The sequence below is a fragment of the Pirellulales bacterium genome, from assembly GCA_035533075.1.
GTDB lineage: Bacteria > Planctomycetota > Planctomycetia > Pirellulales > JAICIG01 > DASSFG01.
Genome location: DATLUO010000077.1, coordinates 1 through 25,699, shown reverse-complemented (window position 1 = coordinate 25,699; position 25,699 = coordinate 1). Strand labels below are relative to the sequence as shown.

Annotated in this window: 16 protein-coding genes; 13 read left to right on the top strand and 3 right to left on the bottom strand. The window is 64.0% G+C overall.

Going from position 1 to position 25,699, the window contains the following annotated elements:
- The 5 genes from VNH11_10280 to VNH11_10260 all read left to right on the top strand — a co-directional run.
- A partial coding sequence (locus VNH11_10280; GenBank protein HVA46739.1) for an RHS repeat-associated core domain-containing protein occupies nt 1-1,292 on the top strand: 1,292 nt, incomplete at its 5' end.
- Nucleotides 1,293-1,584: 292 nt separating this feature from the next.
- The gene (locus VNH11_10275; protein HVA46738.1) at nt 1,585-2,697 is read left to right on the top strand and encodes an aspartyl protease family protein; all 1,113 of its coding nucleotides are present in this window, start codon (nt 1,585-1,587) and stop codon (nt 2,695-2,697) included.
- A 1,393-nt stretch (nt 2,698-4,090) separates the two neighbouring features.
- Complete coding sequence (locus tag VNH11_10270) at nt 4,091-4,621, top strand: hypothetical protein (GenBank protein HVA46737.1); 531 nt, start codon at nt 4,091-4,093, stop codon at nt 4,619-4,621.
- A 611-nt stretch (nt 4,622-5,232) separates the two neighbouring features.
- A complete protein-coding gene (locus VNH11_10265) occupies nt 5,233-5,862 on the top strand; it encodes a sigma-70 family RNA polymerase sigma factor (GenBank protein HVA46736.1) in 630 nt (209 codons plus the stop codon).
- 228 nt (nt 5,863-6,090) lie between these two features.
- Nucleotides 6,091-6,591 (top strand): DinB family protein, encoded by a 501-nt coding sequence (locus VNH11_10260; protein HVA46735.1) that lies wholly within the window; start codon nt 6,091-6,093, stop codon nt 6,589-6,591.
- Between the two features lie 9 nt (nt 6,592-6,600).
- Here the strand turns inward: VNH11_10260 and purQ are convergent, their stop codons facing one another.
- Together purQ and purL are read right to left on the bottom strand one after the other, a co-directional pair.
- Complete coding sequence (purQ, locus tag VNH11_10255; GenBank protein ID HVA46734.1) at nt 6,601-7,413, bottom strand: phosphoribosylformylglycinamidine synthase I; 813 nt, start codon at nt 7,411-7,413, stop codon at nt 6,601-6,603.
- Nucleotides 7,389-10,325, bottom strand: coding sequence for a phosphoribosylformylglycinamidine synthase subunit PurL (gene purL / locus VNH11_10250; protein ID HVA46733.1), 2,937 nt, complete (start codon nt 10,323-10,325; stop codon nt 7,389-7,391). The genes purQ and purL overlap by 25 nt, the downstream gene beginning before the upstream one ends.
- A 70-nt stretch (nt 10,326-10,395) precedes the next feature.
- On the opposite strand from purL, the gene VNH11_10245 reads away from it, so the two are divergent.
- From VNH11_10245 to hypF, 5 genes are all read left to right on the top strand, one after another.
- Nucleotides 10,396-11,574 (top strand): SIS domain-containing protein, encoded by a 1,179-nt coding sequence (locus VNH11_10245; protein ID HVA46732.1) that lies wholly within the window; start codon nt 10,396-10,398, stop codon nt 11,572-11,574.
- Between the two features lie 27 nt (nt 11,575-11,601).
- Nucleotides 11,602-11,829, top strand: a complete 228-nt coding sequence (locus VNH11_10240; protein HVA46731.1) for a hypothetical protein — start codon at nt 11,602-11,604, stop codon at nt 11,827-11,829.
- Nucleotides 11,830-11,985: 156 nt separating this feature from the next.
- A complete protein-coding gene (locus VNH11_10235) occupies nt 11,986-12,213 on the top strand; it encodes a hypothetical protein (protein HVA46730.1) in 228 nt (75 codons plus the stop codon).
- Nucleotides 12,210-12,470, top strand: a complete 261-nt coding sequence (locus VNH11_10230; GenBank protein HVA46729.1) for a hypothetical protein — start codon at nt 12,210-12,212, stop codon at nt 12,468-12,470. Before VNH11_10235 ends, VNH11_10230 begins: the two co-directional genes overlap by 4 nt.
- An 8-nt stretch (nt 12,471-12,478) precedes the next feature.
- Entirely contained in the window at nt 12,479-14,749 is a 2,271-nt protein-coding gene (gene hypF, locus VNH11_10225) for a carbamoyltransferase HypF (GenBank protein HVA46728.1), read from the top strand.
- 36 nt (nt 14,750-14,785) lie between these two features.
- Here hypF and VNH11_10220 read toward each other — a convergent pair whose 3' ends face one another.
- Entirely contained in the window at nt 14,786-15,946 is a 1,161-nt protein-coding gene (locus VNH11_10220; GenBank protein HVA46727.1) for a hypothetical protein, read from the bottom strand.
- 212 nt (nt 15,947-16,158) lie between these two features.
- Between VNH11_10220 and VNH11_10215 the strand changes: the two genes are divergently transcribed.
- From VNH11_10215 to VNH11_10205, 3 genes are all read left to right on the top strand, one after another.
- The gene (locus tag VNH11_10215; protein ID HVA46726.1) at nt 16,159-16,920 is read left to right on the top strand and encodes an SDR family oxidoreductase; all 762 of its coding nucleotides are present in this window, start codon (nt 16,159-16,161) and stop codon (nt 16,918-16,920) included.
- Nucleotides 16,921-17,023: 103 nt separating this feature from the next.
- Entirely contained in the window at nt 17,024-17,398 is a 375-nt protein-coding gene (locus VNH11_10210; GenBank protein HVA46725.1) for a BlaI/MecI/CopY family transcriptional regulator, read from the top strand.
- A 10-nt stretch (nt 17,399-17,408) separates the two neighbouring features.
- Complete coding sequence (locus VNH11_10205) at nt 17,409-24,923, top strand: carboxypeptidase regulatory-like domain-containing protein (GenBank protein ID HVA46724.1); 7,515 nt, start codon at nt 17,409-17,411, stop codon at nt 24,921-24,923.
- The last annotated feature ends 776 nt before the right edge of the window (nt 24,924-25,699 follow it).

The window sequence follows — 25,699 nt, the reverse complement described above, 5'->3', positions numbered from 1 at the left end:
ACACGTCGAACGCGGGCGCGACGACGATCGATACCTTCGGCTACGGCTATGACGCGGCCAACAACGTGACCAGCTTCGCATCGATCGACGGCACGGCCAGCTATGGTTATGACCAGACGAACCAGCTCACGTCGGCGACCTACACCACGGCGCCGGGTGGCACGCAGCCGGCCAACGAAAGCTATTCGTTCGACAAGAACGGCAACAGGACGAACGCCGGATATTCGACCGGCTCCGACAACCTGATCACCAGCGACGGCACGTTCAACTATCAGCACGACGCCGACGGCAACACCACCGTCCGCACCCGGATCTCGACGAATTACGCCACGGACTACCAGACCACGTATACCTGGGACTATCGCAATCGCCTGACCGACGTCGAGTATTACGACAACAACGCCGTGCTGACCAAGCACGTACATTATGTTTACGACGTGTTCGATCATCTTCTGGCCACCGAAGTCGACACGACCGGCGACGGCGCCTACAACGACGTCGAGCATTACGTGCTCGACGTTTCGCCCGAAATCCCGCAGGCGGGCGTGCCCGGCACGGCGTTGGCCCAGCCGGACCTTGTGTTCGACGGCAACCAGAACCTGATCCAGCGGAACCTGGTGGCCCTCGACCCCGCGGGCGTCGATGCCGTGCTCGTGCAGGGGACAGTGAACTCGCTCACGCAAGGCGACACGGATTCGTTCGTCGCCTACGACAACTTGGGCACCCCGCGCGACGACGTTGGCAGCACGGGCACGCTGGTGAACCACCGCGTTTTCAGCGTCTTTGGCCAGGACGTCTACGACAGCAATCCATCGGTCATAAACTGGGCCGGCTTTGCCGGCGGCCATGTCGATCCGAACACCGGCCTTGTCAGCGAGTACCACCGCTGGTACGATCCGGCGACGGGCCGGTGGATCAGCGAGGACCCAAAGGGGTTTGCTGCCGGCGACGCGAACCTTGACCGCTGCGTCCGTAATTCACCCACAACGTTCCGTGACCCCACCGGCCTGGAGGGAGAGGGGTTGCCACCGCCAGGTTACATTATCTTAAAAGGCAACGACGGCCTACCGCTTATAATTTATGTTGGTCCGAGCGCACAACAGATTTCGCAATACGAGGCGGCCATGATAGACGCGATGGAAATCCAACAAATGTACGAGAACCTGCAAAGCCCCCAGTGGCTTTATCCGTGGCTCTACGGTGGCTTTGGAGCCGGTCCGGGATTTAGCCCGTACGATTCCGGATTTGGGGGCGGAATCAGCATCGGTGGACCAGCGAATCCAAGTAGCTAGCCTGACAGTTTACACGCCTGCTCAGTGCATACGAGAAAGGAGGCGTTCCGTGTGGAATCGGTCTTCGCGCCGATACAGCGCTGCGACTGACAACTGTTACCCGAAGCGTGGCTCGAAATTGCGAGGCCGCGATGTGCTGGCGGCGCTGATCGTCGTCTTTTGGGCCACCGCCGCGTTTAAACCATGGCACTGCCATGCCGAAGAACACGGAGCGCCTCCAGGTAGGCGCGGCGCGGTCATAGCAGAATTCACAGTGGAAAGGGATGGCGCTCCACTTGTCATTCCCGTAACGATGGAGGTCGCTGCGCCGGGCGCACCCTCTGGAAGGCGCTGGTCAACATTCAAGATGCTACTTGATACCGGCGCCCCATGCACACTCTTTGACGTCGCGCATCGCAAGGAGCTTGGCGCACCCGTTAGACGATCGGTGATGCGATCCCCGTTCGGAGGGCTCGAAATTGACATGTTTCAGACACCACGAATGCGCTTCGACAGGATTGAAGTACAGCCGCGCGGCGGGGTCGCGTGCCTCGACTTGCGACATGCCATGGATATCATCCACGAAAAGATAGATGGCGTCCTCGGGATGGACGTGCTCTTCGCAATGGTAGTTTCCATCGATTTCGACGAGGGAAGGGTATGCATTCACCGCGCGGCGGATCCCGCTGTTGGCCGCCCTGTGCCGATTGATCGAAACTCTGGCAAGTTCGCCGGTTGCCCTGTCGTGCGCGGGGCAGTCGCCGACCGTCCTCCGATGGAGTTCCTCGTGGACACCGGCGGCTCCGGCATGTTTGCCGGGGGAATCGACGGGCCGACGTATGATCGTCTAACGGACGACCGACTGATCATTCCCTCATGGAGGACGCGCGAGGCGAAGTTTGTAAATGGAAATGTTCAAGTAAAACTGGGCCGCAGCAGGGCCTTTGCAATTGGCGACGACGTGCATCGTGGGTTGATTTTCGGACGATTGCCGATATGCGCCCTCGGCCTCGGGTTCCTGTCGAGGTACTTTGTCGTGTTTGATTTTCCGAAGAACGTAATGTACCTGCGACCGGGAAAAGGATTCTCACGCCCGGACCACCTTGATTTAAGCGCGATGGAAATAGCTCGATTTGCCTCGTCGGTCGCTGTTCTCTCACTTACCGAGGGCGGGCCAGCCGCAACAGCAGGCATCCGCAAGGGCGATCAAATCCTGACGATCGATGGTACTGAGGTGGAGAAAACGACTGTTATGGCGATCCGGCGGGTGCTGTCTGAAACGGGGCATCACCGATTAGGAATTCGCCGCGGTCAGGCCTATTACGAAGCAGTCGTCGATCTAAAGGATGAGCTCTGGGGCGTCCGCGGAGTTGACGCGGACAATGAGCATGCGGAGAGCCGCGAAAGCGCAGGTCGCCGCCCATAGGCGCGGCGCAAGGGGGCGGGAAAAAGCGTCGATGACGGTTGAAGAGGGGACCACGTTCGCGGCGTAGCACCTTGGGCGTACAAAGTGCAACGTATTGGCGGTCAATTGAGGAAGCGACAAGCTGGACGACGGCCGTTGGTGAGTGGACCCGCTGCACGGCCATGTAGAGGAACGATGAACGGACACGGCAAGGCCGAATTGCTGGCCTTTAGGATCGCGGAAATCGGCCGGCGCTGCGGGCGGTCGATCGGCGACGTCGACGACTCGCCGGTGTTCATCCTCGCTGCGGGTTGGGGCTCGGGCGAACGCGAGTTTCAGCGACGCCTCGCGCGGACCTGGCAGGACGAGCCGATGCTTGATTCAAGTCTGATTTCGGCGATGAGCTTCCAACTATTGCGAGCCGCAAGTTATTCGGACAAAGGGCCAGCGGCCGATGCGAGCGCGTCCCAGGGCGGCGTGGCGGCGCTTAGGGGGCTCGTACGCGCACAGGCGGCCTTCCTGCGCGGTGTCTCCGGGGCGGCGGGCGGCGAGGGCCGGGCAAGCGCTTGGGGCATGACCTCGACCGATGTCGCTGGAGACCATGCGCTGTTCCTCAGGCTGCTTTTTCGGCGCGCCAAGTTGATGTTTCTGCACCGAAACCCAATTGACGCATTCGCGGCCGCGTTGCGGTCGACGCCCAACTCCACAACGGTGGACGGACGCGATCTGAGCTGGGCCGCGGGCTTCGCGGAGCAGTGGTGCCGCCTCGTTGCGAGCTTCGAGCTCTGGCACAAAGAAGTCGGTGGCATCATGCTCGGCTATGAACAGGCCACGATGGCCTCGCCGGGGCAAATCGAAGCCTACTTGGGGGAACGGCTGTCGCCGCCAGTGTTAGCCGCTGAGCCTGAGAACGGTGCGAACGGCGCGGCCGAGTTGCGCGCCGACGAGCATACGTTGCTTGTCGAACGAACGGGAGAAATGGCCGCGCGCCTTGGCTACAGCCTGCCACACGCGGCGACCCATGCGGGACCACTTTCACGCGAGCCGGAACCGGCGTTATGGACGCCGCAGGTGCATACCGAGAGCGTGCGAGTCTCGTGCGCCGTACTTGTGCCCGTCATGCGGTACATTGAGCCGGAGTGTGAGGAGGCCCTTCACGAGCTCGAGCTCCGCGGGTTCGCCGTCAGGCGAATGCGCGGCGCATCGCCCGTCGATCATGCGCGAAGCAGGCTCGCAACGTCAGCGCTTGATGAGGGATTCGAGGAAACGCTTTGGATCGATGCGGACACGGCCTTCGATCCCGACGCGGTCGATCAGCTCAGGTCGCATCCGTTTTCAATCATGGCTGGCGTTTACGCGCGGAGGCGACCCGGACGGCGACTGCGCGGTCGAGCACCGTGCCGGCACGATCGGCATGACCGTCGTCGGCCGCCACGATCTCAGCATCGAACTGCCGCAGGCGATGAACGCTCCGCGGGTGATGCAGGACATCGAGGGCGATTTCATCGCCATCGTGGAGGTGGACGGCGTTGGCCCCGCCACCGGGCCCTCGACCGTACCGACCCGCAGGCCTTATCTGGGCGCGGGGTTCTTGCTGTGGCAGGACGAAAAGAACTATGTGCGTCTGGAGCACGCGTCGGTCGACATCGATGGCCAGGTTTTCGATTATCTCAATTTTGAGCAGCGCAAGGACGGCGCGTTGAGCGTGACATACAGCCAGTTCGGCCTGAAGCGCGACGCGCTCCGCTCGCGGCTGGAGCGCCGCAGCGGCAAGCTTTACGGGGCGGCCAGCTACGACGCGCAACAATGGTTCGGCTACCCGCCGCTCGACATCGGCATGCCGGCGAAAGTTCAGCTTGGGGTGGCCGCGATCAGCTCGTCGTCGCTGCCGTTCACGCCCGAGTTCAAGGGGCTGGAAGTCTACCGCCGCGTTGCCGCAAAGTAGCAGGCGCACCCTGTGTGCCGTCCGCCGTTGCTGCTTGCATGCTCCGATGATCTTCCGGCGGCGCGCCAACCGAACGGTCCAGTTTGTTTCTACGTCGCGCGGCCGAAAGTGCGGCCCGGGCCGCCGCTTCTGTAGGGACCGCCCTCCGTGGCGTTCCGCGGCATCGCAGGTGGAGAGTCCATCGGTGGGCCGCGGAACGCCACGGAGGGCGTTCCCTACAGAGACCTCGGGACCAAGGGCCTCACTTTCCGCCGCGCGACGCATAAACCCCGATGCGGTCAACGGGGCGTCAGGGCACCACGAGGCGGACGCAGCACGCACGACGCAAGCGAGGACGCTTACGCCACGCGCCGCTGGGCCGATCCGGACGCGGGGCACGACGCGCAGCGCGCTGCGCCACGCGCGCGAAAACGACGGCGGGAGATTCGCGGGCGGCCCTAAAAAAAGCCGGGGCGGGTAGTTGACATCCTCCATCCAACGGCTAATTTCAAGGGCACGTTTGCGTGCCCGCGGGCCCATTTCTCACAAGGCGACGGCTCCGGCCGTGGATTGAAGCCAGGGCACAGTCAGTAAGGCACTGAACGGTTTCAAATTTCACAGGAGGATATTCCATGGCGGAGTCGAATCGCGCTGGCGATACGTTCGGAGGCAATGGTTGGTGGAGCGGACTGAGCCTCGAAGAGCTTACGCACGAGCGGCAGTTGCTGCTCAACCGGGCGCATGGCTCGCGGGAGGCGCATGAGGCCTTGCTCACCAGCTTTTTGCCGATGATGCGCAGCTTCTTTGTCCACGGGCTGTCACGCAAAATTGCACGCGAAGAGCCCGCGGGCGATCTGGTGCAATCGGCCGTGGCACTGGCCTGGAGGGCGTTCGACCAATTCGATGGCTGCCACATCGCGCAGTATCAGCAGTGGCTCATGACCCTCTGCGGCAACCTGCTCGCCAGTCTGCTGCGTCGATTGGGGCCCGACGGCCCGCAAGACCTGTCGCGCAAACAGCCGCTCGACGAACAGGCGGTCGACGACGCGCGGCACCCCTACGGACGACGGCCGCCGTCGCCCGTCGAGATTCTCAAGTCGCTGGAGGCCGGCGCCCAACTCGAAGCCGCCCTGCGCGACTTGCCCGGCGACGAGCAGCAGGTCGTGAGGCTGCACCATTTCGACGGGCTCACGTTCGCGAGATCGGCAGCCGGCTCGGCCGCTCGCGGTACGCGGTCGAGCGACCGTTCCAGCGCGCCGTGAAAGCGTTGAGACGGCGGCTGGCCGCCGGCGGATGACGAGCTCGCGAGGGACCTGTCCACTTCAGTTCTTTGGATTTTGGATTGGTGGCCCGCCAGCGCTGAGCAGTGCGGCGACTTGTAGCATAATCGCTGCCGTTCGCCTCGCAGGCGTTGCCGACTGTCGCGCTAGAGTTTAGATTGTGCTCGGCCCAACGTCCGGCCCAATCCAATCCAAAATTTCAAAATCGCCATGTCCCCCACCGTCCAGCTTTTCGTCGACGCTTACAAGTTCAACCGCGATCGCACGCTCGGCCTGCTCGACAAGGCCTGCCAGCAAGCGGACCCGCAACAAGCGCTCTCGTGGCGGCCCGGCCCCGGCCGGGCACACATCGGATGGCAGTTGATGCACATCGGCATCACCGAAGAAATTTTTGCCACCGAGCGGCTGAATCCCCAGCGGCCGCCGGCGTTTGCCGATCTTTGGCCGCGGTTCCGCGGCGGAAGCACGCCCGACGACCAAGCGCCCACGGCCGACGAGCTGCGCCGCGTGTTGAATGAATCGCGCGCCCACCTGGTTGAGACGCTTTCCGCCTACCGCGACGACCGGCTCGGCGAGATTCCGCCGGCCATGGCCGCCCGAAAGCTTACGGTGCGCGACATCCTGGCCCTGATCGCCTGGCACGAAGCCCATCACCAAGGCCAGGCTCACATCACGCTGAACCTGTATTTGGCCACGCTCGCAAAAGTCTGACGCGGCGCCTCACGCGAAGAACCGCACGGCGTTGCGAAAGACTTGTAGCCCGTCACCTTCACGGGCAAGCGGACCGCGCGACCAGCGGGGATGCTGCGTGGGATCGATGTGGCGTTCGGGGTGGGGCATCAGCCCGCAGACGCGGCCCGTCGTGTCGCAGACACCCGCCACCGCCCCGACCGAACCGTTGGGATTGTCGGGATAGCCGGCCTCGCCACCGCCGCGCGGTCGATAGCGCAGCGCGAGTTGCCCGGCCGCCTCCAGCGCGGCGAGCGTCGCCGCATCGCGCGGCACGAATTTTCCCTCGGCGTGGGCCACCGGCAGATACATCGACTCGATTCCGTTGAAGAACACGCACTTCCGGCTTGTGGTGCGGAGCTCGATCCAGCGGTCTTCGAACTTGCCCGAATCGTTGTTGGTGAGCGTCGCCGCCGGCCGGCCCTGGGCATCGTCGTCGAGCAACATGCCCGACTTGATCAGGATTTGAAAGCCGTTGCAGATGCCCAGCAGCAGTTTTCCGGCGTCTCTGAATTCGCGCAGGGCGCCGCACAAATGATGCTGGATTTGGCTGCCAAGAATGCGACCGGCGCCCAGGTCGTCGCCGTAACTGAATCCGCCGGGGATGCAGAGAATCTGGTAATCGGCCAACAGGTCCGGCCGCTCGAGCAAACGATAGACGTGGACGCGCTCGGCGATCGCACCGGCCCGCTCGAAGGCGAAAGCGCTTTCGCGGTCGCAGTTCGCGCCGGGAGCACGGAGCACGAGAACGCGCGGCTGGATCATCAATTTGCAATCTCCTACCAGCGTAGCGGCGCTTGCCATGCTTCCTTCAGCGCGGCTAACGAACCGGAAATAACCACGTTGCCGTGCCAGACCATCTCGACTTGCTGCGGGCCGCTTACTTCGCCGACGCGCGCGTGGGCCACGTCGGCCAGACGCGATTCGAACTCGCCCGCCCGCTCCTTAGGCACTTCGCACAAGAAACGGGTGTTCGACTCGCTGAACAAGGCGACGATCGGCGATGATTGCGGGCCTTCCGAAGGTATGCGGTCGAGAGCGATCCGCGCGCCAAGTCCCCCGGCGAACGCCATCTCCGCCACGGCCACGGCCAGGCCTCCTTCGCTCAAATCGTGGCAGCTTCGCACCAGCCCGGCGTCGATGGCCGCGTGCAGCGCATAGAACGTGCGCTTGGCGACGGCGGCGTCGACCGTCGGCACGCGACCGCCGGAAAGCGACTCGACCAGATTGAAGTGCGAGCCGCCCAACTCTTCGCGAGTGAGACCGACGACGTACAGCAGGTTGCCCGGCTGCTTCAGATCCATGGTGACGCAACGGGCCACGTCGGCCACTTGCCCGATGGCGCTGATCAAAAGCGACGGCGGAATGGCGATCGATCGCCGCTCGCCGCCGGCACCGGTGTAGCGGAATTCGTTGTTGAGGCTGTCTTTGCCGCTGATGAACGGGATGCCCAGCGCGACGGCCAGATCGTGACAGGCCAGCGCCGCGCGGACCAGCGAGCCGAGCGTTTCTGGCCGGTCGGTGTCGCCCCAACAAAAATTGTCGAGGATGGCGATCCGCCGCGGACCGGCGCCCACCGCGACGCAATTCCGCACCGCCTCGTCGATGGCGCTGGCCGCCATGTGCGCGGTGTCGAAATCGCCGTAACGCGGATTCATGCCGCAGGCCACGACCACGCCGCGACGCGACGAAAGCACGGGACGGACCACCGCCGCGTCGCTCGGCCCGTCGTTGGCCACGCCCACCAGCGGCTTGACGACGCTGCCGCCCTGCACCTCGTGATCGTATTGGCGAATGACCCACTCTTTGCTCGCCACGTTGAGCGAGCCCAGGATTCTGGTCAACGTCGGCGTGAAATCGCGGGCGGCTTGGGGCGGCGTTTGCGGAATCAGCGGCGGCGGGGCATAGACCGCCTCGCGCACCACCGGCGGACGTCCGTGGTGCAAAAACTGCATCGCCAGGTCGCCCACCTGCTGGTCGCGGTACTTAAGCTGCAACCGGCCCGTCGGCACGAACCGACCGATGACCGTGGCTTCCACGCCTTCCGACGTACACAACGCCGAAAACTCCGGCCAGCAATCGGCCGGCACCGCCAGCACCATCCGTTCTTGGGCCTCGGAGATCCAGATTTCGGTGTAGGAGAGGCCGTCGTACTTGAGCGGCACGCGGTCAAGCCAGACCTCGGCGCCGATCGCCTCGCCCATCTCGCCCACGGCACTGGAAAAGCCGCCGGCGCCGCAGTCGGTGATGGCGTGATAAAGGCCGCGGTCGCGGGCGTCCAGCAGCACGTCGAGCAGCATCTTTTCGGTGATGGCGTTGCCGATCTGCACGGCCCCGCCCGAAAGCTTTTCGCTTTCGCTGGTCAATTCGGCCGAGCTGAACGTGGCGCCATGAATGCCGTCACGGCCGGTGCGTCCGCCCACCGCGACAATGAGGTCGTCCGGCCGCGGCTCTTTCTGGACCTTGTCGCACGGCAGCAGGCCGACGGTGCCGCAATAAACGAGTGGGTTTCCCAGGTAGCGCCGGTCGAAATAGATCGCCCCGTTCACGGTCGGGATGCCCATGCGATTGCCGTAATCGCGGACGCCGGAGACGACGCCTTTCATCACCCGCTTGGGATGCAGCACGCCCGGCGGCAACTCTTCGGCCGGCGTGTCGGGCGGAGCGAAGCAGAACACGTCGGTGTTGCAGACCGGCCGCGCGCCCAGGCCCGTGCCGAGCGGATCGCGGATGACGCCGCCGATGCCGGTGTTCGCGCCGCCGTAAGGCTCAAGCGCCGAAGGATGGTTGTGCGTCTCGACCTTGAACACGACGTGATGCTCGTCGTCGAACTTGACCACGCCGGCGTTGTCGCGAAAGACGCTTACGCACCAGTCGTCGGAGCCAAGCTGCCGGCGGACCGTTTCGGTGGCGGCGAAGATCGTCTCCTTCAACATATTGCTGAACTGCCGCTCGCCGCGTTCGTCGCGGTAGTGGATGCGGCCGGCCAGCGTCTTGTGGCTGCAATGCTCGCTCCACGTTTGCGCCAGCGTCTCCAACTCGACGTCGGTGGGATCGCGGCCCAACTCGCGGAAATAATCGCGGATGGTCCGCATTTCGGCCAACTTCAGATAAAGCTGTCCTTCGCGGCTGAGACGCTCCAGGGCCGCGTCGTCGCACTCGCGCAGCGGCACGGTGACAAGCTGAAACCGATACGGCGAGCCAAGCTCGAGATGCTCAAAGTTGAGCGGTCCTACGATGACCTGCTCGATGGCATCGTTCGCCAGCAGCTTGCCGCAAAGGGAACCAAGCTTGTCGTCGGTGATTCCGGCAAGCCAATACTTGCGAAAGGTGCGCACGGCGTCGGCGCGGAGGTTGAAGTCGGCGATGGCCATGAGCACGCTTTGGGCCACGGGGTCCATCACGCCCGGCTTGGGGAGGACGTGGACCAACGTAGCCTGACTGTCGGGTGCTTGCACCAACACGGAATCGCCGGCCCGCGCCACGACGGTCCGCTCGACAAGCGGATCGGAAAGCAGTTCGGCGGCCAACCGCCGCGCGTCGGCCTCGCTCAGCTCGCCTTCCAGCAGATAGCCATGTCCGGCGCAAACGGCCAGCCGCTCGGCCAGGCCGAGATCGGCCGCGTCGGCGGCCACCCGCTGGCCGACCAAATCGGGCTGGTCCGCGGCCGGATAGATGTCAACTTCCCACAACATCGCGCATTGATTAAGCGTCATGTTTGTCGCAACGATGGTATGCTATCAAACGGGGGCGCGATTGTCTTGGGGCGACGGAGGAAAACGCGGCATGGCGACCAGCGACGATGTGGCGGCGTTGTTGCGGTCGCAGTTCGAGCTGCGCAATCGGATCTCCGCCGACTACATTCCGCGCCACAGCGACCAGCTTGCGCGGGTGTGCCGCGAGATGGCCGATCGGTTCCGAGACGGCGGCCGATTGCTGGCCGTCGGCGTGGGTCCGCACATCACCGATGCCCAGCACGTCTCGGTCGAGTTCGTCCATCCGGTCATCGTGGGCAAACGGGCACTGCCGGCCCTCGATCTTTCGGTGGCGCCGCGGCCGATGCTCGCCGCGCTGGCCGGCCAGCGCGACATCGTGATGGGCTTCGCGCCTCCTGCGGGCGATGTCGTGCTCGACGAGTTGCTCAAGAGCGCTCGCGAGCGCGGCGCCCTGACGTGCCTCTGGCCGGGGCGGCTGGGCGACTACGTGCTGCCCGCCGCCACGAGCGACCCGTTCATCCACCAAGAGCTGACCGAGGTGATGTATCACACGCTCTGGGAGACCGTCCACGTTTTTCTCGATCGGCAAAGCGGCGGCGAAGACGTGGGCGCGGCCTCTTTTCTTTACCCGTTTCTGTCCGAACAAAAAACGGAGTCGAATGCCGACACGCTGGCCGACGTGGCCGCGTCGATTCGGCAAAAGGCGGCCGACGACGATCGGCTGCGGACGCTGTTCGCCGACCAGCAGGCCGAATGCTTCGCGGAGGCGGTGCGGGCGGTCCGGCAACGACTCGATGCGGGCGGCGCGATCGTGGCCTTCGGCAACGGCGGCTCGGCCACGGACGCCAACGATTTGGTGTTCGATTGCGTGGCGCCGCCCGACGGCTGCCCTCCGATTTTGGCCATTTCGCTGAGCATGGAGCCGGCCAATTTAAGCGCGGTCGCCAACGACGTGGGAGTGGAGTTGATGTTTCAGCGGCAGCTCATCGCCAACGGCCGCCCGGCGGACGTGGCCGTCGCCATTTCGAGCAGCGGCAAGTCGAAGAATCTGGCGATTGCCTTGCGCGAGGCGCGCAAACGCGGCATGCTCACGCTGGGCCTGGCCGGCTACGACGGCGGCGACTTCGTGCGTGAAAAGCTGGTTGATTATGCCTTCGTCGTGGGCAGCGATTATATTCCGCGGATTCAGGAAGTTCAGGCCTCGATCTACCACGTCTTGCGGCGAGCTTTGACCGGGCATAGACTCTAAATAGGAAACTGTGTCCCGGAGGCAAACATGAAACGCGTTGTCCTCGATGCCGCCACGATAGCCAAACTGTCCGATTACGAGATCCTGGAGCTTTGCGACGAGTCGGGTCGCGTGATTGGTCGCTTTAGGCCAGCAGTCTACGACGACCCGGCGGCACAGCCCCAGATCAGCGAAGACGAATTGGACCGACGCGCTGCGGAGGTCGGCGGTCGGTCGTTGGCGGAAATCATGGCCGACTGGGAAAAGTACACCTGAAATATCGCGTGCGTTGGTCGCCCACCGCTGAAGATGAATTGACGCGTCTTTGGCTTTGCTCGCCGGACCGCGCCGCCGTCGCTGGCCCGCGTTGCGAGATTGCCGCGGCATTAAACCGAATGTAAACGTATATGCTGGAACCTTTGGAGGTGAAATATGAAACGCGTTGTGCTCGATTCATCCACTTTGGCCAAACTTTCTGGAGATGACATTGTTGAGCTGTGCGATGCGTCGGGCCAGGTTATTGGTCGGTTCAGGCCGGCGGTTTACGACGACCCGGCGGCACAGCCCCAGATCAGCGACGAGGAAATGAAACGGCGCCTGTCGGAGGGTGGAGGCCGGTCTTTGGCAGAAATCATGGCCGATTGGGAAAAGCGCGCATGAAGTATCACGTGCGCTGGTCGCCCACTGCCGAGGACGAATTAACGGATCTGTGGGTCGATGCTAAGGACCGGAGCGTGGTTTCGGCAGCCGCGGCCGCCATTGACCATCGGCTGGCGGCAAACGCCGAAAACGAAGGCGAGTCGCGGGCCGCAGGAATTCGGATTCTGTTTAGTGCGCCGTTAGCGGCGACCTACGAGGTCAATCCGCGAACTCGTCAGGTTTACGTTGCACACATCTGGCGCTACCGCGTCGGCTAACGCCGTTCATGTCTTTTTCAAATTCCGGTTCTGGTCGCACCGCTCGCCGCATTACCATTCGCGGCGTCGTGCAAGGAGTCGGCTTTCGACCGTTCGTCTACCGCGCGGCCCAACACCACCATATCGGCGGCTGGGTGCTTAACGATGCCACCGGCGTGGAAGTTCATGCCGAGGGCGTCGCCGCCGATCTCGACGCTTTTGTGGAGGAGTTGCGGTCGAATCCGCCGCCGGCCGCAAGCATCGCCGACTTTGCGGTGCGCGAAGCCGCGGCGGAAGGTTTTGATGATTTTCAGATCCGCACGAGCCAGCGCGAAACGGCGCCCACCGTGCGCATCTCGCCCGACCTGGCTGTGTGCTCCGACTGCCTGCGCGAGTTGAGCGATCGGCGCGACCGCCGCTACCGCTATCCCTATATCAATTGCACCAATTGCGGCCCGCGATATTCCATCATCCGCAGCCTGCCTTACGATCGCGCGAATACGACGATGGCCGCCTGGAAGCTCTGCCCCACCTGCCGCCACGAATACGAGAACCCCCTCGACCGCCGCTACCATGCGCAGCCGACGGCCTGCGCCGCGTGCGGGCCGGACTATTCGCTCATCGAGGGCGAGGCCTGCCTGCCATCGAGCCAGGCCGCGATCGCACGCGCGGCGGAACTGCTCAGGGCCGGCGCCATTCTCGCCGTGAAGGGAATTGGCGGCTATCATCTGGCCTGCGACGCCGGCAATCCGCAGGCGCTCTCCGCGCTGCGCGAGCGGAAATTCCGCAAAGAAAAACCGTTTGCCTTGATGGGCCGCGATCTGGACGCGGTGCGGCGGTTGGTGCGGCCGACCGACGACCACGAGCGGCTGCTCGCCGATCGTGCCCGGCCGATCGTGCTCGTGCCGGCGCGTGCCCAACTGTCGCTGGTGGCGCCCGACAACGATTCGCTGGGCGTCATGCTGCCCTACGCGCCGCTGCATTTTTTGCTGTTCGAGGCAGGCGCCCCCGACGTGCTGGTGCTGACCAGCGCCAACCGTTCCAGCGAGCCGATCGCCTACCGCGACGACGACGCTCGCCAGCGGTTGGCCGGCATCGCCGACGCCTTCCTGATCGGCCAGCGGCCCATCGCGCGGCGCGTCGATGACTCGGTGCTGGCCGTGCGCGACGGCCGGCCTTTCATGGTGCGTCGGGCGCGCGGTTACGCCCCCGCCGCCGTCTGCCGCTTGCCGTGCCGGCAACCGATTCTGGCCTTGGGCGCCGACTTGAAGAACAGCGTGACGCTGGTCGTCGACGGTCAGGCCCTGGTGAGCCAACACCTGGGCGATCTCGACGACTATGAGACGGGCCTCGCCTTTGAGGAAACGGTCCACGACCTGCTGTCGATGTATGAAATCGACGCGAGTGAATTAACGGTCGTCCACGATCTGCACCCGCAGTTTGTCTCCACGCGGTTCGCCGCGGCCTTGCCGGCGGCGCGGCGCATGGCCGTACAGCACCACCAAGCGCACGTCGCCAGCGTGTTGGCCGAGCATGGCCTGTTTGACGAGCGGGTGCTGGGCGTGGCCTTCGACGGCACGGGCTACGGCACCGACGCCGCGATCTGGGGCGGAGAATTTTTCGTGGGCAGCTTGCCGACGGGCTTCGAGCGATGCGCGTGGCTGCGATCGGTCCGCATGCCGGGCGGCGACGCGGCCGCGCGGTTCCCGGTGCAAGCGGCCGCAGGCTACCTGGCCGAGATCGACCGTTTGCCCGACATGAGCAAGCCTCCCTTTTTGTTTCCATCGCGATTCGACGCCGCACGGGCCATGGTCGCCAAAGACGTCCGCTGCCACATTTCCAGTTCAATGGGCCGGCTGTTCGACGCGGTGGCTGCGCTGGCCGGCTTTACCCGCGAGACGACGTTCGAGGGCCAGGCGGCGATATGGCTGGAGCATCAGGCCCGCCAAGCGCCGCCCCAGCCCGGTTATGCGTTTACCGGCCTCGACCCGCGACCGTTGTTCCAAGCCATTGTGAAGGACAGGCTTGCTGGCCGAGACCCCTGTGAGATCGCCGCGGCGTTCCATGTTGCCTTGGCCGACGCCACGATGGCACAGGTCGAGCTGCTTTGCCGCAAGCACAAGATCGACTTGGTCGCTTTTTCCGGCGGAGTGTTCCAGAACGAACTGCTTTGGGGGCTGCTCAGCGAGCGTCTTTCGGCCCGGCCGCAGCTTCGAGCAATTACAAACAGCGCCGTGCCCGTCAACGACGGAGGAATCGCGTTAGGCCAGGCCGCCCTGGCGGCGCAGACGCCTGCGTAAACGGCGTCGGACGAACGTTGGCAGCGAAGCGAAGAATTACTGCTCCAGCAGCCAATCTTCAAGGACCACCTGCACGACGTACGGCGCGCGGAGCACGGCGGCGCGGGCCGACATCAGCTTGGCCAGCCAGGGGCGGGCCACGATGTTCGACACGGCCCGCATGCCGAAGTTGCGCAACCCGCGCCCGGCCAGTTCGGCGGTGACGTTGTCGCTGAGACGTTTGAACGTGCTAGGCAACAGGTTCGGATCGGGCCCGACGTGAATCACCACCTCGATGCCTTGAGAAAGCAGCTCGTAGATTGCGTCCCAGAGCCGTTGCGGCCCGTCGATCCAGCGGTTGAGCAAGGCCCGGCTGTTGAAATCGGTATAGCTGACCTTGCCCGTCACCAGCGATACGATGGGCGGCACCGGCGCGTGAAAACCGCCGCCGGCCGAATAGATGCCGAGCGCCGCGCGGTTGGGAATCGAACGTTGCCAAAGAATGGGCGTGTGCAGCGGCGGCCAAACGCCCTTGTTCTTGCGCAGGTGGACCTCGCCTTGCAGATAGCGGCCCATCAGCGTTTTGAAGCGGTCGACCGTGTCGCCCTGCCCGAGCAACAGCACCGTGTTGGGCGAAAGATACGACGAGGCGGCGATGATGCCCCGGCCTTGCGTGGTGATTTCGAGGCATAGCCGCTCGACTCCCTCCAGATCGAGCGCCTTGCCGCGCGAGAAGACGATGCCCATCGTCACGTCGCGCGCCAGGTCGGCGGCCTCGCGCGCCATGCCCACCAGCGGCGGCAACACGTCCCGCAATGTGTATACGCCGCCGCAGATCAGGGCCGTCACTTCGCCCAAGCTGTAGCCCATCGCCAGCCGCGCGTGGCGATATGGGATGGCAAACAATTGCTCGAGCAACTCGATTTGCGCCAGCTCGACGGCCATAATCAGGCCGAGGTCTTCGGCGAACGTATCGAGCGTGCTCTCGCGTTTGGCATGCACGCGCTGGACGAGATCGACGGGTACGTGCAGCAGGTCGCCGGTGATTTCACTTGCCTCGCGGAGGCGCCGCTCGACCACCGGGCCGAACTTGGCGTGCGCCAGCAATTCGGGCGTGCGGCCCAAATTGGTTTGGTTATAGCCACGGAAGGCGAACGCCGTTTGCTCCAGCCGGTCGCTGAGTTCGAACGGTTTGAGCGGATGTGGGACCGTGGCCATGGAGGGCGCCGGAGCAATGAAGAGGGAATAACCCTATGATACTATATGGGGAGGGTTCAGGGTTCAGGGTTCAGGGTTCAGGAACACGCCCTCACCGTCAGGCGTCAGGGGAAGGCATATCGTTCGGAAAATCGCGAAGCGCCTGAAGCCTGAAGCCTGAAGCCTGACGCCTTTAATCCGGGCATTTCGCACCCCAACGAGGCATTCAAACCGTGGATTCCGAACTAACCGGGCAAACCGCCGTCGTGACCGGCTCTTCCAGCGGAATCGGCCGGGCCATCGCGCTGGAGTTGGCGGCCGCCGGGGCCAATGTGATTGTCCATGCCCGTCGTTCGCGGGAGGCCGCCCAGAAGGTCGTCGAGCAAATCCGCTGCGTTGGCCGGCAAGCGGAGGTCGCGCTCTGCGATCTCTCCGACGAGACGACGCATGAGCCACTGGTCGAACGGGCCTGGGACTGGCAGGGCAGCGTTGCCATCTGGATCAACAACGCCGGAGCCGACGTGCTCACCGGCGAGGCCGCCCGTCTGCCCTTCGAGAGAAAGCTGGACCGGCTCTGGCGCGTCGACGTGGCGGCCGCGATGCGGCTCAGCCGGCTGATCGGGGCCAAGATGAAGGCCGCTGGTTCGGGGACGATCGTCAACCTCGGTTGGGACCAGGCCGAGCAGGGCATGGCGGGCGACAGCGGCGAGTTGTTTGCGGCCACGAAAGGCGCGGTGATGGCCTTCACGCGCAGCCTGGCGAAGTCGCTGGCTCCGGAAGTGCGTGTCAATTGCCTGGCGCCCGGCTGGATTCGCACCGCCTGGGGCGACCGGGCCAGCAACTACTGGCAAGAGCGTGCTCGGCGCGAGAGCTTGCTGGGACGCTGGGGCACGCCCGAAGACGTGGCCCGCGCCGCGCGGTTTCTCGTCTCGCCGGCGGCGTCGTTCATCACCGGGCAAATCCTGCCCGTCAACGGCGGCTATCGCGGTGGATAGATTTGTTGGGGGTGGCAGCCCAAAAGAATTCAGTTGACGCCAACAGTCTATGTTGATAGATTTAGCATAATAAACGATGGGGCGTTTCAAGGAGAAGGTATTCATGGCGGCAACCCGACTTGGCCGAGTGCAACTCGTCATCATGCAGGTCTTGTGGCGGCGCGGGCGGGCGACGGCCCGTGAAATCACCGAAGACATCAACCGGCGCGGACCGATCGCCCACAGCACCGTGCAGACCTTGCTGCGCGGCTTGGAGGAAAAAGGCGCCGTGTCGCACGAAGCCCAGGAGCGGACGTTCGTGTTCTTTCCGCTCGTCCAAGAACAGGAGTTCAAGCAGAGCGCCACGCGCGACGTGCTCCAGCGCGTGTTCGGCGGCAGCGTGTCGGGCCTGGTGGCCCATCTGCTGAAGAACGAGAACGTCTCACGGGAAGAGATCGAGGAAATTCGCAAGCTCATCCATCGACGCATCAAGAAGTGAGGGAACCGCCATGCATTGGCTTCACACGCAAATGGCCCTGCTCGACGCCGCGCGGGCCGTCGTCTCGTTCGCGGCCAACTGGCTGTTGCAATCGACGTTGCTGATCGCGGCGGGCCTGGCCGTGGCGCGGTTGGCGCGCTGTCGCGGGTCGGCATTGCAGTCGGCCATTTACCGCACCACATTGGCGGCGGTGATTGTCTGCCCGCTGGCGACCGCCCTGTTGGCCCGCGGCGGCGTCTCCGGCTGGTCGCTGCGCATGCCGGCGGCGTGGGAAAATGAGCCGATCAAATCGTCGCCGCTCGGCGTCGCCGCCGTTCGGTCACAGGAAGTTGAACCGCACGACGATTTCGACGGTGAAAATGTAGGGTGGGACCAGCGAGTGGAACGAGCGCCGGCCCACCATGCGGAGCGTCCCTCTCGGTGGGCCGGCGCGCGCAAGCTCGCTTTTCCCACCAAACAACCAGCGGCAGAACGACCTGCGCCGGTGACCGTGCGCGCGCCGCGATCGGCCGCCGAAGCCCATGAGCCATCGCCGTTCCACGTTCGGCCCTTCGGCTTGGCGGCGATTGGATTCGGCCTGATATGGCTGGCGGTGTCGGCGTTGCTTCTCGCGCGATTGGCTATGGCTTGGCGTCGGCTGCGTCAATTGCGCTGCGCGGGGGCGGCGGCCGAGCCTGCCGCGCAACAGGCTTGCCGGCAGCTCGCGGCCTTGCTTGCAGTCACCGCGCCGGAGGTACGTCGCAGTCCGTATTTGGCCAGCCCTTGCCTGGCGGGGTTGCTGCTTCCCGTCGTGTTGTTGCCCGAAGCCGAGGCGTCGCTGCCGCTGCGCGACGTGCTGGTTCATGAGCTGGCGCACCTGCGCCGCCGCGATGGCTGGTGGAACCTGCTGACGCGGCTGACCGAGGCCCTGTTTTTCCATCAGCCGCTCGTGTGGATGCTCGCGCGCCGGCTGGAGTCGGCCGCCGAGGAGGTGTGCGACGATTACGTCGTGCAGTTCGGCGGCGACCGCGTGGCGTATGCCCGCGGTCTGTTGGAAATCGCCGAGCTTTCGTCGCCGCCCGTGGGCGCGGCCGGCGTCGCCATGGTGTCGTTGCGGTCGATCTTGGCCAGACGCGTGATGCGGATCGTCGATTCGTCGCGCAGCCTTTCCACGCGGGCAGGAAATCTCGTGCTTGCGATCGTGATCGTCGGCGGCCTGACGTGTACGCTGGTCGTCGGATTTGTCGGCTTGGCACAGCACCCGTCGGCCAACGCCGAGCCGATCTCGACTACCGCGGCGAAAGAGCCTGCCGCGGGAGCCGGCAATAAGGAGCAAAAGGCGAGCGAACCTGTCGCGAAAACGAAAGCCAGGGCCACGGCCGACGATGTGGCCCAGCCCGGCTACCCGCTTGCGGGTGCGGCTGGGTCGTCCGATATCGACGACCTGATCACCGTCACCGGCAAAGTCGTCGATCCCGAAGGCAAGCCGTTCGCGGGCGCGAAGCTGTATGCCGTCCGCTGGTATTGGGAGCCGCACATTCCGCACCCGCCGCTGGCCGAAACGACTAGCGGCGCGGAGGGCCGGTTCACGATTGCGTACCGCAAGTCGCAGTTCAACGTTGACGTGGGACGAATGGACCAATGGAAAGAAGTGTCGATCGTCGCCACGGCCGACGGTTTCGGGCCGGGCTGGGTCACCTGGCGAGATCTTCCTCGCGGCGAAGAAGCGACGTTGCGGCTCGTGACCGACGACGCCCCGATCGCCGGACGGGTCGTCGATCTCGAAGGCAAACCGGTCGCCGGCGTCACCCTGCGGGTGGGCAGCATTCACACGGGCAAGGGCGGCAATCTCGAAGGCTGGTTGGCGGCAGTCCGCCGCGGCGAATTCCCGTGGACGGCGGTGAAGCACCTCGACGACAGCCTGCCGCAGTTCGACGCTTGGCCGCCGGCCGTGATGACAGACGACGACGGACGGTTCCGCGTCAACGGCCTCGGCCGCGAGCGCCGCGTCCACCTGTCGTTCAGCGGTCCCACAATCGCCTATCAAGAGATCGAGGCGGTCACGCGGCGGTCGAACATGTTCCCGTTGAAGTTCAGCCGTTCCGAGCAGGAATCCGAGCCGGTCTACGGCGCGGAGTTTGAGTTGGTTGTCCCGCCCACGCAGCCGATCACGGGAATCGTTCGCGACGCCGAAACGCGCCGGCCGCTTGCCGGCGTGAGCATCGAGAGCGACATGTTCGCCGGCAGCAATTTCATCAATACGCGGCAACTACGAGCGGTGAGCGACGAGCAGGGACGCTACCGTCTGGTCGGCATGCCCAAAGGCGCGGGCAACCAGATCCTGGCTGTGCCGAACGACGATCAGCCGTATCTCATGCGCGACGTCAAGGTGCCCGAGTTGCGCGGACTGGAGCCGGTCGACGTCGACATTGAATTGCACCGCGGTATCTGGATTACCGGCCGAATTACCGATCTGCGCACCGGCGAGCCGCTCATTGCCCGGCTACATTACCTGCCATTTCGGTCGAATGAATACGCCCAAAAGACGCCCGAATTCGCCAAAACAGGCAGCGCCGACGGCTTTCAAGACCGCTATGTCAGCCGGCCTGACGGCAGCTATCGTCTCGTCGGATTGCCGGGCCGCGCTATCGTGGCCGCCCAGTGCGTGCTCGGCCATTACCGGAAGGGAGTCGGCGCCGAGCAAATCGCCGGAATGAACGAGCGTGGGAATTTTGACACCTACCGTAATCCCATTACGCCGGGCAAGAAGTGGCCGAGTGCGATAAAGGAAATCAATCCGTTGCCAGGCACGGAAGAGGTCGTCTGCGACTTTGCGCTCGATCCGGGAGAAAAGGTAACGGTCAACGTCCTCGACGGCGACGGCAAACCGGTCGATGGTTTTGAAACGCAAGGCAGCGGGCAGTCGTGGTCCGACTCACCCGACTTACATGGCAGCTTCGACGTGATCACCCTCAGTCCCGATGAGGCCCGCACCGTCATCATCCGCCACAAGCAGCGCAAACTGGGCAAGGTAATTCGCGTGCGATTGGCCGACCACCCGTCGCGTTCATTTTCCGTTACCCTGGAGCCGACGGGCAGAATCGTGGGCAGGTTACTCGATCGACAGGGCACGCCGCTTAGCGGCGCCGCCATCGAGGCCTTGCTGAAACCGACGGGAGATTTCAGCCAGCGGTTGCCGACCACGACGACCGACGGACAGGGCCGTTTTGAGTACACCGATATACCCGCCGGCTGCCGTTACGATTTCAACGCCACTGCCGCCGGCATGAAGCTCGGTGGCGGCTGGTTCGCCAACGACGTCGCCGTCGAGCCCGGCGAGACAAAAGACCTGGGCGATGTGGTTTATGGCGCCGCGGTGGAAGGCGCGGTCAAAAAGCCCGCGGCCGCGAAGTCTGAGCCGCCCAAGGAGCCTGTCGAGCCTGTCGCGAATACGAAAGCCAAGGCCGACAGTCAGCCCGCCGCCGACAACAAACAGCGCCCGATGGAGAAAACAGTGTCGGCGGACGACGACCTGATCACCGTCACCGGCAAAGTCGTCGATCCCGAAGGCAAGCCGTTCGCGGGCGCGAAGCTGTATGCCGTCCGCTGGTATTGGGAGCCGCACATTCCGCACCCGCCGCTGGCCGAAACGACTAGCGACGCTGACGGCCGGTTCACCATTTCGTACCGCAAGTCGCAATTCACGGTTGACGTGCGGCAAATAGACGGATGGAAAGATGTATCGATCGTCGCCACAGCCGACGGTTTCGGGACGGCCTGGGTGACGTGGAGCGATCTTCCGCGCGGTAAAGAACCGACCCTGCGGCTCGTGACCGACGATGTGCCGATCGCCGGACGGGTCGTCGATCTCGAAGGCAAACCGGTTGCCGGCGTCACCGTCCGGGTAGGCAGCATTATCACGGCCAAGGGCGGCAATCTCGACGCCTGGTTGGCGGCCGTTCGCCGCGGCGAATTCACCTGGACGGCGGCGCAACACCTCGACGACGAGCTCCCGCAGTTTGACGGCTGGCCGCCGCGCGTGGTCACGGGCGACGATGGCCGGTTCAGCATACATGGCCTTGGCCGCGAGCGCCGCGTCCACCTGTCGTTGACCGGTCCCACCATCGCCTATCGACAGATTGTGGTGGCCACGCGGCGGGCGGACATGTTGCCCTTGAAGTTCAACGGTTCCGAGCAGGAATCCGAGCTGGTCTACGGCGCGGAGTTTGAATTGGTCGCGCCGCCCACGCAGCCGATCACGGGCATCGTTCGCGACGCCGAAACCCGCCAGCCGCTGGCCGGGGTGAGCATCGAGAGTAACACGTTCGCCGGCAGCAATTGGATCAATACGCGGTACTTGCGAGCGGTGAGCGACGAGCAGGGCCGCTACCGTCTGGTCGGCATGCCCAAGGGCGCAGGCAATCGGATACTGGCAGTGCCGAACGACGATCAGCCGTATCTGATGCGCGATATGAAGGTGCCCGAGTTGCGCGGACTGGAGTCGGTCGACGTTGACATTGAATTGCACCGCGGTATTTGGATTACGGGCCGCGTTACCGATTTGCGCACCGGCGAGCCGGTCCTTGCGCGCCTGCATTACCTGCCGTTCTGGACGAATGAATATGCGCAAAAGACGCCCGAGTTCGGCAAACCGCGCACCCCGGATGGTTTTGAAACGCGCTACGTCAGCCGGCCCGACGGCAGCTATCGGCTGGTCGGATTGCCGGGCCGCGCCATTGTCGGCGCCGAGTCCGTACTCAGCCACTACCGCGCGGGAGTCGGCGCTGAAAGCATCACCGGCATGGACGAGTATGGCCGCTTCAGAACCTTTCCTAATCCCATCGAGCCAGGCAAGAAATGGCCGCATGCCATGAAGGAGATCAATCCGTTACCTGGCACTGAACAGGTTGCCTGCGACCTGGCTCTTGACCCGGGAGAAAAGCTAACGGTCAACGTGCTCGACCGCGACGGCAAACCGCTCGAAGGGTTTGAAACTCAAGGCCGCGGAGTGTCATGGTCCGAACCACAGGTCTCGCGGAACCTGCACGCCAACTTCGACGTGATCACGCTCGGTCCGGAGGAAACTCGCACCGTCATCATCCGCCACAAAGAGCGCAAGCTGGGCAAGGTCATTCGCGTGCGATTGGCTGATCACCCGACGGGTTCGCTTTCCGTTACGCTCGAGCCCACGGCAAGAGTTGTGGGGAGGTTAGTCGATCGAGAGGGTACGCCGATCAGCGGCGCCGCCCTTGAAGCCGTACTCAAGCCGCATGAAGATCTCGGCCAGGCGCTGCCTACTACCGCAACCGACGAGCAGGGCCGTTTTGAGTACAGTAACGTACCCATCGGCTGTCGTTACGAACTCAGCGCAACAGCCGCCGGTCTAAAGCCGTTTGGATCGTTCGCCAAAGACGTCGCCGTCGAACCCGGTGAGACGAAAGACCTGGGCGACGTGGTTTATGGCGCCGCAGTGGAAGGCAATAAAAATGCCGAGACAAAGCCGGCAAACAAACTAGAACCGGTTAACGGCGCGATCAAAAAGGCTGCGGCCATTAAGCCTGCCAGCGAGAAGATCGTCCGCGGCCGCGTGCTGTTGCCCGGCGGCAAGCCGGCGGCGGGAGCCGATCTCTATTGGCCGCATGCTGGCTCGCCGCCGCCAAGGGCGGCCAGGGAAATCGAATATACGAAGCGCGGCGTGACCGATGCGGAAGGGTGGTTTCAAATCGCATTCTCGGCGGACGATCTTCCGGCGTCTGGTCTGGCGCTGTATTTGGTCGCGCACAAGCCCGGCTTCGGCATCGATTGGCTAAAGGTGGAGAGCGGCGAGGTTCCGGCGGAAATCACGCTGCAGTTGGTCGAAGATCGTCCGATTCGCGGACGCGTGACCGATACGGAAGGCCGGCCAATCGCCGGCGCACGGCTGGCCGTCAACAATATGTGGGAATCGCACGACGGCAACCTCGACGCCTTTCTGGATGCCTGGCATCTGAGCTCGCGCGAGTCGTGGCGAAGACTCGACCACCGATTGCACTCGCCATTGGATGCGATCATCAGCACCGTCAGTGATCGCGATGGCCGCTTTGAACTATCTGGCATCGGTCGCGAGCGCGTGGCGTCAGTCGAGGTCATTGCGCCGGGCTACGCGGCCGATCAGTTGCGCGTGGTCAACCGCGAAGGGTTTGACGCCGGCAAATACAACGATATTTCGCGGGCCACGCTGTCGACGTCCCAACGCGAGAGGGAACAGTATCCGCGATTGACTGGTCCAGACTTCGATTATGTAGCCGAGGTGGAACTCGTCGTTCGCGGCAAGGTTTTTACCGGCCGAGATCAACCGCGCGTCGCGGGAGCCGTCGTCCGCTCCTTTGGCCGTGGATATGGCCAGAACGTGGAGGCTCGAACCGACGAGCGCGGTCGCTACGAACTGCACGGGCTACCGAGAAATCGCAACTCGCTGCTTAGCGTCGCGCCGCTACCGAGTAGCGGCCTGATTCCCCGAACGCTTGATCTTGCCGCGGCGCCGCGGCAAGCGGCGATCGAGCTTGACGTGGAGCTGAAGCAGGGCATTCTGGTTGAAGGTCGCGTGTTCGACCAAGCGACCGGCCGTGGACTCAAGGGTGGCGTGCGTTTCACGCCGCTGCCCGGCAATGACTTTGTCAAGCAACCGGGCTTTGACGGGCCTCTGCGCAGCCGCGTCGCCGAGAGCACGGACGAGGAGGGGCGTTTTCGCCTGCTGATTATCCCCGGCCCCGGCGTGCTTTTGGGCCAGGTGTACGGTGGCGGAGCGCGAATCGACGGGCACGAAATCGAGCCCTACCGCCAGGCCACCTTCAGCGAGGCAGACCGCAAGCGCGCCATGCCGACCGAGGATGTCGATGACCGTCATTTTACGGCCACTGATAACTCAGTCGAGTTTCTGACGAGCGAAAACGCGGCCAAAGTGCTCGATCTGGCTCGCGATACGGGGACGTTTCATTGCGATTTGCCAGTCGATCCGGGCAAAACGGTACAACTTGCCATCGAAGACGACGCCGGGCGGCCAGTCCGCGGGGCATTCGTGTCGGGGCTCGCGGACTGTCGGCGTTTCACATTCCGAATAAGCGAGCCGACTTGCACCGTCTACGCTCTCGGCGCCGACCGGCCGCGACGAGTCTGCATTCTGCATCCAGAGCGACACTTGGCGGCCTCGCTGACCTTGACGGGCGGAGAGCACGGGCCGGTTACGGCTCGTCTCGATGCTACGGCCGGCATCACGGGCCGTGCGCTCGACGCCAGCGGCGAACCGATCGCCGACGCGGTTGTGGTGATAAACTATGCACGCCGTAGCGCGAGCGAGCTCGACCGCTTCGTCGGATTGGAACGTCCGGCACTCAAGACGGACGACCAAGGCCGGTTTGAGGTTGGCGACGTAGTGCCCGGCGAACGCTTCGCGCTCGATTTCAGGGAGGACGACGCATACTTTCGCGCGAACCTGACCGATGAACAACGCCAGCTCAAGGCCGGGCAAAAGCTGGAGCTGGGCGATATGAAGGTGAAGCAACTATGATGACGACCGAACGACTGAGGTCGAGCAAGTCCGGCTAAAGCCGGTTGAGGAAGAAGGGTCTTTAGGGATTGCAGACCACCAGCTAAAGCTGGTGGCAAACAACGGAAAACCATTACGTACTGGCAACCCTACGCGCCTGGCGAACAATCGCCCTGGAATGTGCGGCGGGTGATGCACTTGCACCGCCGGGAAGAGACCCACAACGCGTTGTGGGTCTCGAACGAGCCGCACGGCAAGAGACCGGCAACGCGTTGCCGGTCTCAATCGAGCAGACCGTGTCACCATGTGGGGGGTGATCTCCAGCGCGCTGGAGATCGATCCGGATAACCATTTGGGTGGTGATCTCCACGGACGGGGACACAAGAGAGAAGGGGGCATAAATGCACGAGACCGGCAACGCGTTGCCAGTCTCGATCCGGCAGACGCTGGTGTACCATGTGCGGGGTGATCGCGAATTCGTTGGCGGTCCTCCACAAGGTCGCAATCCAAAATCCAAAATCGAAAATCCAAAATGAGATGACGCCGCCACGGCGACGATCTTCGCCAAGTCGATGATCGGGAAATGACGGTCCCGATGCGTGCTTGACCGCGCCCCAGCGAATCCCTATTCTGCGTAGTGCTCTGCCAGCCCTCCGTTGATCGACGGCGCAAACCTTCGTAGGGTGGGACCAGCGAGCTTGCGAGCGCCGGCCCACCATCGTCAGGCTTCAGGCTTCAGGCATCAGGCGTCAGGTCGTTTGCCCTGACGCCTGAAACCTGAGGCCTCAAATCGGTGG

Coding starts and splice junctions, on each gene's coding strand:
- VNH11_10275 (HVA46738.1), top strand. CDS start 1,585: ATGGAGGTCGCTGCGCCGGGCGCACCCTCTGGAAGGCGCTGGTCAACA.
- VNH11_10270 (HVA46737.1), top strand. CDS start 4,091: ATGACCGTCGTCGGCCGCCACGATCTCAGCATCGAACTGCCGCAGGCG.
- VNH11_10265 (HVA46736.1), top strand. CDS start 5,233: ATGGCGGAGTCGAATCGCGCTGGCGATACGTTCGGAGGCAATGGTTGG.
- VNH11_10260 (HVA46735.1), top strand. CDS start 6,091: ATGTCCCCCACCGTCCAGCTTTTCGTCGACGCTTACAAGTTCAACCGC.
- purQ (HVA46734.1), bottom strand. CDS start 7,413: ATGGCAAGCGCCGCTACGCTGGTAGGAGATTGCAAATTGATGATCCAG.
- purL (HVA46733.1), bottom strand. CDS start 10,325: ATGACGCTTAATCAATGCGCGATGTTGTGGGAAGTTGACATCTATCCG.
- VNH11_10245 (HVA46732.1), top strand. CDS start 10,396: ATGGCGACCAGCGACGATGTGGCGGCGTTGTTGCGGTCGCAGTTCGAG.
- VNH11_10240 (HVA46731.1), top strand. CDS start 11,602: ATGAAACGCGTTGTCCTCGATGCCGCCACGATAGCCAAACTGTCCGAT.
- VNH11_10235 (HVA46730.1), top strand. CDS start 11,986: ATGAAACGCGTTGTGCTCGATTCATCCACTTTGGCCAAACTTTCTGGA.
- VNH11_10230 (HVA46729.1), top strand. CDS start 12,210: ATGAAGTATCACGTGCGCTGGTCGCCCACTGCCGAGGACGAATTAACG.
- hypF (HVA46728.1), top strand. CDS start 12,479: ATGTCTTTTTCAAATTCCGGTTCTGGTCGCACCGCTCGCCGCATTACC.
- VNH11_10220 (HVA46727.1), bottom strand. CDS start 15,946: ATGGCCACGGTCCCACATCCGCTCAAACCGTTCGAACTCAGCGACCGG.
- VNH11_10210 (HVA46725.1), top strand. CDS start 17,024: ATGGCGGCAACCCGACTTGGCCGAGTGCAACTCGTCATCATGCAGGTC.
- VNH11_10205 (HVA46724.1), top strand. CDS start 17,409: ATGCATTGGCTTCACACGCAAATGGCCCTGCTCGACGCCGCGCGGGCC.